General features: G+C 31.7%; 9 protein-coding genes. 8 read left to right on the forward strand and 1 reads right to left on the reverse strand.

The genetic code is table 11. From position 1 onward, the window contains the following. The first annotated feature begins 254 nt into the window (after positions 1 to 254). The 5 genes from uvrA (at position 255) to rbfA (ending at position 6,362) form a co-directional block, all read left to right on the forward strand. Entirely contained in the window at positions 255 to 3,182 is a 2,928-nt protein-coding gene (uvrA, locus tag ACE193_RS23850) for an excinuclease ABC subunit UvrA (RefSeq protein WP_375560690.1), read from the forward strand. Between the two features lie 19 nt (positions 3,183 to 3,201). Next, a complete protein-coding gene (locus ACE193_RS23855; protein ID WP_375560691.1) occupies positions 3,202 to 3,834 on the forward strand; it encodes a hypothetical protein in 633 nt (210 codons plus the stop codon). 28 nt (positions 3,835 to 3,862) lie between these two features. Continuing rightward, a complete protein-coding gene (locus tag ACE193_RS23860; protein ID WP_375560692.1) occupies positions 3,863 to 4,654 on the forward strand; it encodes an SH3 domain-containing protein in 792 nt (263 codons plus the stop codon). A gap of 113 nt (positions 4,655 to 4,767) precedes the next feature. Beyond that, entirely contained in the window at positions 4,768 to 5,775 is a 1,008-nt protein-coding gene (locus ACE193_RS23865) for a Smr/MutS family protein (RefSeq protein WP_375560693.1), read from the forward strand. A gap of 164 nt (positions 5,776 to 5,939) precedes the next feature. Continuing rightward, positions 5,940 to 6,362: a 30S ribosome-binding factor RbfA gene (gene rbfA / locus ACE193_RS23870; RefSeq protein ID WP_375560694.1), complete on the forward strand. Its 423-nt coding sequence runs from the start codon at positions 5,940 to 5,942 to the stop codon at positions 6,360 to 6,362. 369 nt (positions 6,363 to 6,731) lie between these two features. Here the strand turns inward: rbfA and ACE193_RS23875 are convergent, their stop codons facing one another. Continuing rightward, complete coding sequence (locus ACE193_RS23875; protein WP_375560695.1) at positions 6,732 to 6,989, reverse strand: hypothetical protein; 258 nt, start codon at positions 6,987 to 6,989, stop codon at positions 6,732 to 6,734. A 978-nt stretch (positions 6,990 to 7,967) separates the two neighbouring features. Here ACE193_RS23875 and ACE193_RS23880 point away from each other — a divergent pair. The 3 genes from ACE193_RS23880 (at position 7,968) to yhdJ (ending at position 13,987) form a co-directional block, all read left to right on the forward strand. Next, a complete protein-coding gene (locus tag ACE193_RS23880) occupies positions 7,968 to 9,584 on the forward strand; it encodes a reverse transcriptase family protein (RefSeq protein ID WP_375560696.1) in 1,617 nt (538 codons plus the stop codon). Positions 9,585 to 9,692: 108 nt separating this feature from the next. Further along, complete coding sequence (locus tag ACE193_RS23885; protein WP_375560697.1) at positions 9,693 to 13,124, forward strand: hypothetical protein; 3,432 nt, start codon at positions 9,693 to 9,695, stop codon at positions 13,122 to 13,124. A 14-nt stretch (positions 13,125 to 13,138) separates the two neighbouring features. Continuing rightward, positions 13,139 to 13,987, forward strand: coding sequence for an adenine-specific DNA-methyltransferase (gene yhdJ / locus ACE193_RS23890; RefSeq protein WP_375560698.1), 849 nt, complete (start codon positions 13,139 to 13,141; stop codon positions 13,985 to 13,987). Positions 13,988 to 13,989 lie beyond the last annotated feature (2 nt).

Here is a 13,989-nt window from a genome sequence, read left to right on the forward strand (position 1 = left end):
TAAAAAATTTATACTATAAGGTATCTTATTTCAATACACTAGATTGTTGACTTACGCAGGCTATAATAAGGCATAATTTGATAAAAAGTTAAACAAAATTTGACCAAGTAGAAGAATGTATTAAATTAGAACAAAAAAAGAGTGTCTACATTTACTCCCAAATCTTGCTAAAATTCTAACCAAAAGGCTATAAATTTGTTACCTTTGTTTAGCGTAAAAAATAATATAGAAATTTACTTCCCTAGAATATAATTATGGCATCAGCTACTCCTAAAAAGACCAAAAGTAAGACGACAAAGCAAACGAAAAGCAAAACAGAACAAACTAAAACAGTTGTAGATTCTATTCATTCGAATGGAAATCATCCCAACACAACCGATTTTATAGAAATTTTTGGAGCGAGAGAGCATAATTTGAAAGATATTGATATTTCTTTTCCTCGTCAGCAGCTCATTGTCATTACTGGGATTAGTGGAAGTGGAAAATCGTCGCTTGCTTTTGATACCATTTATGCAGAAGGTCAGCGTCGTTATATGGAGAGTTTTTCGGCGTATGCACGTTCTTTTTTGGGAAATTTGGAACGCCCTGATGTGGATAAAATAAATGGCTTGAGCCCAGTTATTAGTATCGAACAAAAAACAACTTCCAAAAACCCACGCTCAACAGTTGGAACGACGACAGAAATTTATGATTTTATGCGTCTGTTGTATGCTCGTGCAGGTATTGCCTATTCGTACAACACAGGCGAAAGAATGATTCGTCAAACAGAAGAGCAGATTTCAGAGATAATTTTTGAAGATTATAAAGATAAAAAATTGGTACTTCTTGCGCCAGTCGTGAAAGGACGTAAAGGACATTATAGAGAGCTTTTTGTGCAACTTCGTAAAAGTGGTTATACAAAAGTTAGAATTGATGGAGAAATAATGGAACTCGTTCCGAAAATGCAAACTGACCGTTACAAAACACACGATATTGAAGTGGTTGTGGATAGAATTATTGTTTCGAAAGATGATGAAAAGCGAATCATGGCATCTTTGAAAACAGCTATGAAGGTAGGTAATGGAATTGTGATGGTGCAAGAACATGAGAGTACGGAAGCTCGTTTTTTCTCTCGTTTTTTGATGTGTCCAACTACTGGAATTGCGTATGACGAACCAGCACCAAATATTTTTTCCTTTAATTCGCCTTATGGAATGTGCCAAACTTGTAACGGTTTGGGCAAAATCGAACAGCTCACTGAAGAATCTATTATTCCAGATGAAGATTTAAGTATTAGTAGAGGAGCGATTGCGCCTTTGGGAGAATATCGTGATACGTATTTTTTCAAAAAATTGGCTGCCTTTATGAAAAGTCAAAAAGTAAATATTACAACAGTTTGGAACGAAATTGATAAAAAGGTTCAACAAAAAATTCTTTATGGCTCAAAAGAAATTGTAAAAGTAAAAGCCAAATCTTCTGACCGTACTTGGAATAGTGAATTTGAAGGAGTTATCGATTATTTAGAAAAATACAAACTTGAAGGAGGAAGCGACAAACAACAATCTAATCTACAAGATTATTTGACTATTACAGTTTGTCCAGAGTGTGATGGAGCAAGGCTCAAAAAAGAATCATTATATTTCAAAATTGCAGATAAAAATATTTCAGAATTAGCTCAAAAAGATATTAATCAGTTAGGAGAATTTTTTGAAGATATAGAAAGCCGTCTTGAAGACCGTCAGAATATTATTGCAGCCGAAATATTGAAAGAAATTAGAAAACGAATCGGATTTTTGTTGGATGTTGGTTTGGATTATCTAACCCTTGACCGACCTGTAAGAACGCTTTCAGGTGGAGAAGCACAGCGTATTCGTTTGGCGACTCAAATCGGAACACAGCTTGTCGGAGTTTTGTATATTTTGGATGAGCCAAGTATTGGACTTCATTCAAGAGATAATGTGAAGCTGATAAAGGCATTACAAGATTTGAGAGATTTAGGAAATACAGTAATTGTTGTTGAACATGATAAAGATATGATGTTGGCAGCCGATTATTTGATAGACATAGGACCTGGAGCAGGAAGACACGGAGGACGAGTGGTAGAAGCAGGAACGCCAACCGAATTTTTGAAGGGAAATAGCACGACAGCACAATATCTCAATAATCAAAAACGCATAGAAGTTCCGACAGAAAGAAGAAAAGGAAACAATAAAGAACTCGTTTTGAAAGGTGCAACAGGAAATAATTTGAGAAATGTAACGGCACATTTTCCATTGGGCAAACTGATTTGTATTACAGGCGTTTCGGGTTCTGGAAAATCTACATTAATTCATGACACGCTTTATCCAATTCTGAACAAACACATTTATAGAGGAGTCAAAACGCCTTTAGAGTATAAAGAAATTGAAGGTTTAAAAAATATTGACAAGGTTATTGAAGTCGACCAGTCACCTATTGGTCGTACTCCTCGCTCAAATCCTGCAACTTATACAGGTGTTTTTACAGATATTCGTGCTTTATTTACACAGCTTCCAGAAGCAAAAGTTAGAGGTTACAAACCTGGACGTTTTTCGTTTAATGTAAAAGGTGGACGTTGTGAAGAGTGCGAAGGAGCAGGACGTAAACTTATAGAAATGGACTTTTTGCCAGATGTTCATGTAGAATGTCCGATGTGTAAAGGAAAACGTTACAACCGAGAAACTTTAGAAATTCGTTTTAAAGGAAAATCTATTGCTGATGTTTTGGCGATGAGTGTAGAAGAAGCCTCAGAGTTTTTTGCAAATCAGCCTAATATTTTGCGTAGAATCAAAACGCTCAATGATGTTGGTTTGGGTTATATCACTCTAGGACAACATGCCACAACACTTTCAGGTGGAGAAGCACAGCGAGTAAAACTTTCAAGTGAACTTTCCAAAAAAGACACAGGAAAAACATTTTATATTCTTGATGAACCTACAACGGGTTTGCACTTTAAAGACGTTCAGTTTTTACTAGATGTTTTGGATAAATTGGTAGGAAAAGGAAATACTGTTTTGGTCATCGAACATAATTTGGATGTAATCAAGGTAGCTGATTGGATTATTGATTTAGGTATGGAAGGAGGTGCAGCAGGTGGACAAATTTTGGTAGAAGGAACTCCTGAAAAAGTAGCCAAAAACAAGAAAAGCTATACTGCTAAGTTTTTGAGAGAGGAATTGAAGTAGGTTTTAAATTAAAAAAAATATGATACGTATTGCTCTATTTTTATTGGTGTTCTTTATTGTGTCTTGTCAAACTAAAAATAATTCTTCTGTCATAGAAAATGATTCTAAAGATAGTGTTATAGTCAGTAAAGAAAATACGAAACCAAAAAAAAGTAAATGGGAAGTTAGTGGAGTAATTTATAAAAGTGATGATTTAGAAATTGTAGGAGATACCACGATTGAAAAGGAGAAAATCTACTTTTATAAATTAAAATTCAATCCTTATATTTGGTTTGAAGATTTTGAAATTTCAAAAAATTACAAAGCAAATCAAACAGCAATCAATTATAAAAGTAATCTGATTGCTAGGCAATATAAAACAATGCTAACCCAAGGTTATAAAAGTGAAGGTATTAATTTTGCAGGGCATTATTCACTAATTACTTGGGGATGTGGTTCACCCTGTTCTCATGGAGCTATAGTAGATGTTATTGATGGAAAAGTATATGATTTGCCACACAGTTCTATTGGCTATGATTTTAGAAAAGATAGTAGAATGTTAATTGTTAATCCTACAGATTCGTCTGGTTTTTATTCTCATTTTGAGCCAGCTATCTTTATATGGAATGAAAAAAAACACCAACTTGATGAACTAAAGCCTAGAGAAAAATGATTAAAATGACGAGAAAAATCAATTTACTATGAAATCGAATCTATTATTTTACATCTTTCTATTTTTTTCTTTTTTATATAGTTCTGCTCTAGTAGCAAACTCTACTTGTTTTGTTACTGCTGAAAATGGATTGATTATTAGAGAAAATCCCAGTATCTCCTCAAAAGTATTAGGAAAGTTTGAGTTTGGAACACGTATTCATTTATCAGACGAAACAGAGCAGTACGCTGATACACTTCTTATTGAAGGAAAACAAAGAATAGGATATTGGGTAAAAATTTCTACTCACACATTTTCATGTTATGCAACAGGAGAACAAAAAGAAGGGTTTGTGTTCAATATTTTCTTAGATGATGAACAAACTTTTGTAGCTAAAATACAAGACGAGTTTTCAAAATTTACTCAACTCAAAGATTATCAATTAGATACAGAAAATGATATATTTTGCTTAAAAGGCGATTTTTTGGGTGATAAAATTACTGATACAGCCATTCTACTAAAAAGAAAAGAGCAAAATAAGGAAGGATATTACGATAAAAATATAGTTATTCTCAACTATAATACAAGTTCAAAAGAACCAAAACTTACTTTTTTGAGTGAAGAAGATGGTTATGAATGGGTCGGAGTTTTTGTAAAAATAAATGCTGGAACTCCTCTTTGGTCTAATTATGATGAAGATTGGATAGATTTTGACAAAGTTCCAGAAAAAGATAAAGTATTCTTGACTTACGACTGTTTTTTGCTTCATGCAGCAGAGGCTTGTGGAGGAAATTTTACTTTTTGGAAAGACAATAAATTTAATTATTTGCAACAAGAGTAGTTTTGAATTAACTAGCTAAATACTTCAAAAATTTCTCTTCTTGCTTACCAAACTCAAAAGCTGTATTTTTACAGAAAAAATAATACGATAATTCAAAATAGAATCAATCAAAAATGAAAATAGGCGATAAAGTGCGTATGCTTTCGGGAACAGAAGAAGGCGTTATCACAAAAATCTTACAACACGGACAAGTAGAAGTAGAAATTGAAGAGGGTTTTCGTCTGCCTGTTATGGCTGCCGAAGTAGTCTTAATCCATAAACAAGAAGAAAAATATTTTGGAAAAAAATCGCCTGTTTCAGTCGTAGAAGAAGAGAAAAAGCCACTTTTCAAACCCACCAAAAAAGTAAAAAAATCTACTGTCGGAGAAGGAATTTATCTTGCCTTTACTGATTTTAATGATAAATTATTGAATGTTTATTTGGTAAATAATATGGCTTATTCTATGCTTGTTACGGTAGGTGAACAGCTAGAAAATGGTCATGAAAAACATCTTTTTTCAGAACAAATAGACAAAAAAGATGCGCCAAGAGTTCATAGACTAAGTAGAGAAGAGTTTAATAATTGGAAACCTCTCATTATTAGAGCTATATTTTTCAAAGAAGGAAATTTTGAGCCTAAACAAACCCTGTTTTTTCAAATGGGTTTTAATAATTCTTTTTTCAGAATCAAACGAACTGCACCAGTTTTGGAAGCAGAATCCTATCTTTTTAGAGTAGAAGGACGAGAAATTCAGCCTGATTTGCCAGTTGAAAAACCACAAGTTATTGATGTAAGTAGTCTTAGAGAACGAATTATAGAAAATAGCTCAAAAGTTTCTCCTTACAAAACAGAAGCTCCACCCTCAGAAATTGATTTGCATATTGAAATTTTGTCGCCTGACCATTATGACGTAATGACAAATGAGGCAATTATTACGATGCAATTAGAACATTTTGAAATTTATTTGGATAAAGCATTGGCTGCCAATATGGAATCAATTATTTTTATTCATGGAATAGGAGTTGGAAAACTAAGACAAGAAATTCATAGAAGACTTAGTCAGCATCCACATGTGAAATATTATCAAGATGCTTATAAAGATAAATTTGGCTACGGAGCTACAAAAGCCGTTTTCAAGTAGCTGACAGTTTCCAACTGTCAGAAATTTTACGACACTTACAAAGTGTCGCCTACTTTAAAACGAACTTTTCTATACTTTAATCCGTTACTTTTAAAAAAAATGCCGTTGTCGGTGTCCCCACCGACGACTTATTGACAAAAAAATATAACGAAAAAAATAGCATTATGCACAACGAAACCCAACGACAAAAACAAGTTTCAAAAATTATACAAAAAGATATTGGCGAAATTTTTCAAATTCAAAATATAGGTAAAGATGCGTTAGTTACAATTACGGCTGTGAAATCTGCTGCAGATTTGGGGCTTTGCAGAATTTATGTCAGTGTTTTCCCTCCTGTAAAGCAGTATGCTGTTATGGAAGAAATTGAGAAAAAAAGTAGTTTAATCCGTAGTGAAGTTGGAAAAAGAGTAAGACATCAGTTCCGTCAAGTTCCTAACTTAGAGTTTTTTATTGACAAAACAGAAGAAGAAGCTGCTGAAATAGAACAGCTTATCGATAGTTTGGATATTCCACCAGCTCCAGAAGAAGATGATGAGAACTATGACGATTACAAAGATGAAGGAAGACTAAACGCAGATGATTTTTAAATACAACAGATACTTTTTAGGGTAAAATAGGGTTAGTTTAAAAAGTTGGGGATTAGGCAAATAGTTTTTCCATTCTAAATAGGAAAAATTTGACATCTACTACCTCGCTTTGATTTGCTCTAAATAGTTTCATTTTAGCATTAAATGATTCAGCATTTGTATTTCTACAGGGCATGTTCATAAAAACTTTGTCAGTAGTTTTTGGTAATCCAAAATAACTCTGACAATAGTTTAGGTACAGACGAGCTTATTTTTCCAACTATTGACAGCCTTCTGAAAGGACTGTCAAAGTTAAAAAAATGCTATAACTTATTTGATTAAACATATTCACAAGCTCAATTATTTTTTATGAACATGCCCTGTGTATTTCTATTGTTGAAGAAATTTAAAATAGTTTATAAATGATAAGCTAAGACTGTTTGCTGCTGTATTAAAAACAGTCATATAGAAGCCTTTTGACTCATAAGCTGATGAATCATACCCTTCTGGAAGAGCATTTTTCTCTTCTAAATAAATATAAAAACAGTTCTTTTTTGTTTGAAGATGCTCTATTTCTTTCAAATCAGTAATTTCAAAATGAGATAATAATCCACTAGGTAAAAACAAGGATAGAAGAGAAGAGTCCATCTACTTTTTTTTAATCAAAGTTACTCAAAATCCCCAACTTTTTAATGTGTCCCTTTTTCTCTAATCTAGTAGATTAGTGCAAAAAAAACAATAATTTTTAGCAAATGCTTTGTAAGTTAGAAATTTATTTTTACCTTTGGAACATAGAAACACAAAAGGTTGTTTTTAAATTAAAAATACAGTAGTTATAAATACCTTGCTTTCTAAGTTTATTCTTAGAACGAATGATGTTTCGTCATTCAAGAACTTTTACATAGCATACATCACTACATACTATCTTTAAGATGACTAACAACTACCTATACGCCATTTACGGTTTGAGTGCGCTGCACTTAAATAGCGTATAGGTAGTGTTAGTCTGGAGTTGATAGATATAGTCCTCAGATAATACGAAGATTTTATAAATTGTATTTTTATATTAAGACAAAATAAAATAGTAGCTCATAGTGGCTTGAAAAATACCTTGCTTTCTAAGTTTATTCTTAGAACGAATGATGTTTCGTCATTCAAGAACTTTTACACAACATACATCACTACATACTATCTTTATGATGACTAATAGGTACTACCATGATTTTACGGTGTAAGAGCGATGCTCTTAAATTCACGGTAGTACCCATTAGTCTGGAGTTGATAGATATAGTCCTCAGATAATACGAAGGTTTTCAAAACTATTTTTAAATAAAAAAGAGAGAGTTTAACTACTCAAATCTTTATGCACTTCTATGTGCAACTCATCTGTCATTGTTTGAGATTCTCACTAATGATAGATAATAACAAACAAACAAATAGAAATTAATTAGTCTTTTTTAGCTTTTACAACTTAGTAAATTACCATTTTTTTTATTTAGATTAGCATTTAATCTAGTAAAAATGTTTTTTTGCTATGTCATTTTTTGCTGAATAATTTTTGATTCAATCAATTATCAATTTTAAAATAATTGAATAAAAGAATTGCCAAATTAACCTATTTGTTTTATGTCAATTACACGCCAACAACTCTACGACCGAATTCGTGCCACCTCAAAAGAAGACTACATTTTAACAGAAATGAAGCGTTTAGGATTTTGGGGAAATTCCGAAAAACCAACTCTTGCCGAAGAACTTATCAATAGACAAGCAAGTCTTCAAAAAGAACTCGCAGAACTCACTCAAAAACAAAGACAATACGACAGCAGAGAAGCCATGCTAAAACAAATGCGTCTTGAACGCATGAAAGCTTCCAAAGAAAAACAAAAAGAAACAAAAGCCAGAAACGAAGAAAAAGTTTGTTTGAAGGCTGAAAAATGGGCTGAAACTCAGAAAACAAATATTATTTATTTGGGTGGAGAAGTTTCTAAAGGCTTAAATAATACAATTTCTGATAAAGAAAAACTAGAAAATCTAAACCTTCCTTATTTTGAAAACGTGGTAGATTTTTCTAAAAAAATAGAAAAACCTATTTCAGAACTTCGTTTTTTGGCTTTTCAACGCTCGGTTTCGAAAGTCAGTCAATATCATAATTATTATGTTCCTAAAAAATCGGGTGGAAAACGTCTTATTTCTGCACCAAAACCAAAGCTAAAAGCTACTCAAAATTGGATTAAAGAACATATTTTAGATAAAGTTGAAGCAAATCAAAATGTTCATGGTTTTGTAAAAGAACGTTCGATTTTGACAAATGCAGAGCCACATCAAAATAAAAATCTAGTAATTAGTTTAGATTTGAAAGACTTTTTCCCTTCTATTTCCTATAAAAGAGTAAAAGGACTTTTTCAAAAATTTGGCTATTCTGAGCAGTTATCTACAATTTTTGCGCTACTCACTACACACAATGAAACGGATAAATTAAATGTAGATGGCGAAGTTTATTATGCTCAAAAGGTGGATAAAGACACAGGCAAAACAAACCGTTTTCTTCCTCAAGGTTCGCCTGCAAGTCCTGCCATTACTACGCTCATTGCCTACAAAATGGATAAACGTTTGGAAGGATTAGCCAAAAAAATGGGTTTTACTTACACTCGTTATGCTGATGATTTGACTTTTTCGTCTGATTTGGATTTAAAAAAAGATACAAAAAATACAGACAAGATTATCGGTTCATTGCTTTATTTTATCAAAAAGGTCGTAATGAGTGAAGGTTTTGAACTGCATCCAGACAAAACGCATATTATGCGAAAAGGAAGTCAGCAAAAAGTTACAGGAATTATTGTCAATGAAAATGCTGATAATAAATTAGGAATTGATAGAAAAACAATCCGAAAATTTAGAGCTTTTTTGCATCAAACTTCTAAAACAGGTTGGAAAATAGATAAGGATGCAAAAGATAAGAAATGGGGTATTCATTCTGATCCAAAACAAGCAGCTTTAGGTTTTGCCTCTTTTATAAAAATGGTTGATGCCAAAAAAGGAGAGAAATTTATGGAACAAATAAACTCTATTCCTAATGAAGAAAATTATGTTGAAAATGCTGTTTTAGAAAATCCTACTCGTGCATTCGTTTCTGAGGAAAAGAATGATAAACAAGCTATTGAGTTAAATCAAAATCAAACAGAAGAACAAAATCAAGAAATAGAAAATCAATCAAATGAATCGGATTGGTGGGATATTTTTTAAGGAGCATTATTTTTTAAACTAAATTATTTCTCGTTTTACAAATCATTCTTATCTAAAAATAAAGAGTTATTTCGTAATTCGTAATTTTTAATTCGTAATTGAAATAATATGAAATTAATAGAACAAAGCAAACTCTTTTTTAAGCAAGGAAATTCGGATAAAGTCTATGAAATCGACCTTTGTGAAGTCGGAACAGACTTATACGTAGTTAATTTTAGATATGGAAAACGAGGTGCAAATCTAAAAGACGGAACAAAAACTCCTTCTCCAGTAGGAAAAATAAAAGCACAAGCCGTTTTTACAGCTTTGGAAACTGAAAAAACGAAAAAAGGCTATAAAAAAGAAAGTCAGCCAAAAGAGAAAAAAGAAAAAGTTTTTCCATCATCAATTTCTTCAAAAGAAGAAGCTATTTTGCAGCGTTTGAGAGAAGCTGTAAACAAGGCAAATAATCCAACTGGAGAACAAAAAAGTGTTTTCAAATCAGAATGGAAAATAGGAAGAGTAGTTTGGCAAGTAGGCGAACTAAAACTAAAATCAGCAATTCCATTCCTTATTGAACTTCTTGAAAAAGATGATAGCCTAGAAATAGTAGATATTTATTCTATTCTTTATGCACTAGTCAGATGCAAAGACAAACAAGCAGGTTCTATTTTTAAAAATTATATAGGAAATGGAAAATATCCCCATCATATTCAAAAAATAGCAAGAGAAGGTTTATTGAATATTGAGAGTGAAAAACAGGCTACAATCGAAAAACTGCTTGATTCTCTTCCTCCAATTATTCAAGAATATGTCAAAAATGGAAATATAAAAGAGTTAGAAAAAGAAATTCAGTTAAGAATAAATGAAAAACAAAAAGATTTTCAATTCTTAGAAACGCTTTATTTGCTTGTTCATGTGTATCCATTTTTGCAAAAAGTAGTTCTGAATTCACTTTCAAAAATATCTGTTCGTCCTCCCTTTTTCAAGTATATTCGTTCAATTTACAAACTGGCAGAACTGCGTGATGATACTAGAGTTTTGGGTTTGCTCTCTTATCGTTTTGAGAAATCGACAGGAATGTATAAAAGTACGACCATTTCAGAAGGTGAAGACACAAGTCATTGGCGTTATAGTTACAAAGTGAGAAGGTATATTTTTGAACTCAGCGAACAAGTAGCAGATATTACCAAAGAAGTTAAAACTAAAAATTCAAAAATTGGCTTTTCAGAGCAAACTAGAGAATATCTTCAGCGTAGAGATTTGAGAAGATTGAAAGATTTTGCATTAGAAACAGGAAATCACAATTATGTAAAATTGGCTACTTCTATTCTGCTTTCTTATCAAAAAGAAGATTATCAAGCCCATTCTGTAAGTAGTTTTGGTTATGCATCTTGGGATAGAACTACTAGAAAATATACTCATAATTTTACTGTTTTTCCTGATAATGCATCTTCTTTATTATTGAATTTGATTTTGAATGGAAATAATAAAGAACTAGAGTTAGTCAGCAATAAATGGCATAAAAAAGAAAAAATTACGATAGTTTCGGATAGTTGGTATGCACAGCCAACTGTTCAAAATGAGCAACCTTCTAGTTTGCAACGAATAATGTTTTTTAACAGAAAAACACTTCAAGAACAAAAAGAATTTCACAAAGAAGAAAAAAGAACAGAGTTTTTTCCTCAAAAATGGGATGCTCTGCCACAGGCTTATGTTCAACTTTTAGTAGAAGCAAAACTAGATAGTATACATGAGTTTGCCTATAAAAATCTCAAAGTACATTCAGAGTATGAAAATATAATTGCAAAATTTGATGTAAAACTTTTGAAAAAACTAATTTCTTCTGATTTTGAAATTCCTGCACTTTTTGGAGTAGAAATATGTAAGGATAAATTAAATGAAAATTTTGATAAAGAATTGACTTTAGTTCTTTTAAACTCAAAACTAGAAGAAGGACGAAGATTAGCAAAAGAAATCATAGAAAAGAACAGCCAAGAATTTACAAAAGATGTAAACTTTACACTTTTTGTCTCTGAGCTTGTTTTTAATCAATATATAGATATCCGAAGCTGGATAAATCAGTTTTTACAAACTATTGCTTTATCAACTGAGAAATGGCAGGTTATTGTAGGAAAAGCAATTTCTGAGATGCTTAGTGCAGATAAAAATTATTCTACTCTATTACTTAAAGATGCTCAAAATATATTGAAAGCAAATGCAAAACCTGTTTTAGAAAATGTAGGTTGGAATATTGTTTTGGAGCTTTTGGAAGACGCAAACCTTCAAAATCAAGTTTTTGCAAGTGATATTTTGCTTATTAAATCTAAACTCATAAAGGCAACAGATATTCCTTTTTCTATTTTGAATGGATTTTTTGAAAGTAAATCAGAAGAAATACGAGCAAATGGAATGGAAATTTTTGCAGATTATCCTGAAAGCGCACTTTTAGAAGCGTATCAGCTTTTAGGAAATATGCTTATTTCTCCTTATCAAAATTTGAGAAATTCGGCAAGAGAAATTATAATAAAACTGACTCAAAATAAAGTCAATCAGCAATCAAAAGAAGGAAAAGAGTTTTCTGAATCTATTGTAACAAAATTAGTTTTGGCTCTTCGTAAAAAAGACCCAGAAGAAATAAAACGAGAAGAGTTAGCAAAAACAGAAAAACAACAAGAGCAAAATAATCAAAATAAATCTGAAATTCAAAGTGAAGGTGATTCTTCCGAACAGCTAAGTGTTCATAAAGAAATTGCAGACCTTTTAATCAATCATTTTGATTCTTATCTATCAAATGTTACACTCAAAACTACGCTTAATCTTCTTCATGGAAATTATAGAGAAGGACAGTTTGTAGGTTTTCATATTCTCAAAAATCATATTGTTGCTAATCAAACCAATAAAGAAGAAGTTTCTATTCGTCAGATTGTTGCCTTAGCAGCTCACGAACTTTTAGAAATTCGTAGCTGGACATTAGAGTATTATCAAAATAATCTTGCTCGTATTCGTTACGAACGTGATGAGGCTTTACGAATTTTGGATGCAAAATGGGAAGATATTCGCCAAAAAGCGATGGTATTTTTTAGAGAAAACTTTACAGAAAACGATTGGGATGTAGATAGTTTGGTTTCGATTGCTGATTCGGTTCGTCCAGATATAGAAGCATTTGGAAAAGAACTGATTACCAAATTCTTTGAAGAAAAAGATGGAGAGAAATACCTCACAATGCTCAGTCAGCATCCAAGTAATTCGATGCAACTTTTTGCAACCAATTATTTAGAACGTTTTGCAACTGGAAATCTAGAGCGTTTGAAAGAAATGGAATTTTATTTCCGTTGTGTTTTGATGCAAGTCAATAAAGGTAGAATTGCAAAAGATAGAGTTCTTGATTTCTTAGAAAAAGAGGCTTTATCTTCAAAAGAAACTGCTTTTTGGGTTGTTCCATTGTTTAATGATTTGGTGGCTACAAGTGCTGTTCAAGATAAAGAGCGATTTATTCAGATTCTTCAAAAACTAAAAACTAAATATGAGAATTTGAAAGTAGCTTTAGTTTTTGAGTAAAAATAAATATAATTATGATAAAAGAATATAAAAAAGAAGATCATTTAATTTATAACGGTGATGTTATCGACATACTTAATACAAAAATTGAAGATAATAGCATTGATTTGATTTTTATAGACCCACCTTATAATATTGGAAAAGATTTTAATGGACTTATCGACAAATGGGAAACTGATGAAGCCTATTTAAATTGGTGCTACGAGTGGATTGACCTTTGTTTGAAAAAACTAAAAGATACAGGAAGTTTTTACATAATGACTTCAACACAATTTATGCCTTACTTTGATATTTATTTAAGAGATAAAATCAATATTCTTTCAAGGATTGTTTGGTCGTATGATAGTTCTGGAGTACAAGCTAAAAACTTTTTTGGTTCAATGTACGAGCCAATTATTTTTTGTGTAAAGGATAAAAAGAATTATACATTTAACTCAAATAAAATTCAAGTAGAAGCCAAAACAGGGGCAAAACGTAAATTAATTGATTATCGTAAAAATCCACCACAGCCTTACAATACAAAAAAAGTCCCTGGAAATGTATGGGATTTTCCGAGAGTAAGGTACAGAATGGAAGAATATGAAAATCATCCAACTCAAAAACCGATTGCTTTGCTTGAAAGAATTATAAAAGCTAGTTCAAACGAAGGAGATGTTATTCTTGACCCATTCTCTGGAACTTTCACAACTTCTTATGTTGCTAAATCATTGAATAGAAAATCTATTGGAATAGAAATAAATGAGGATTTTACAAAAATTGGAATCCGTAGAGTATTAAATCAAACCACGCTTAATGGAGAATCTTTAGAGCCAGAACCAAAAATATATCAAATTAAAAATACACAACAGCAAAATTTATTTTAACC

It is taken from the genome of Bernardetia aquimarina, assembly GCF_042180575.1.
Taxonomy (GTDB): domain Bacteria; phylum Bacteroidota; class Bacteroidia; order Cytophagales; family Bernardetiaceae; genus Bernardetia.

Coding starts and splice junctions, on each gene's coding strand:
- uvrA (WP_375560690.1), top strand. CDS start 255: ATGGCATCAGCTACTCCTAAAAAGACCAAAAGTAAGACGACAAAGCAA.
- ACE193_RS23855 (WP_375560691.1), top strand. CDS start 3,202: ATGATACGTATTGCTCTATTTTTATTGGTGTTCTTTATTGTGTCTTGT.
- ACE193_RS23860 (WP_375560692.1), top strand. CDS start 3,863: ATGAAATCGAATCTATTATTTTACATCTTTCTATTTTTTTCTTTTTTA.
- ACE193_RS23865 (WP_375560693.1), top strand. CDS start 4,768: ATGAAAATAGGCGATAAAGTGCGTATGCTTTCGGGAACAGAAGAAGGC.
- rbfA (WP_375560694.1), top strand. CDS start 5,940: ATGCACAACGAAACCCAACGACAAAAACAAGTTTCAAAAATTATACAA.
- ACE193_RS23875 (WP_375560695.1), bottom strand. CDS start 6,989: ATGGACTCTTCTCTTCTATCCTTGTTTTTACCTAGTGGATTATTATCT.
- ACE193_RS23880 (WP_375560696.1), top strand. CDS start 7,968: ATGTCAATTACACGCCAACAACTCTACGACCGAATTCGTGCCACCTCA.
- ACE193_RS23885 (WP_375560697.1), top strand. CDS start 9,693: ATGAAATTAATAGAACAAAGCAAACTCTTTTTTAAGCAAGGAAATTCG.
- yhdJ (WP_375560698.1), top strand. CDS start 13,139: ATGATAAAAGAATATAAAAAAGAAGATCATTTAATTTATAACGGTGAT.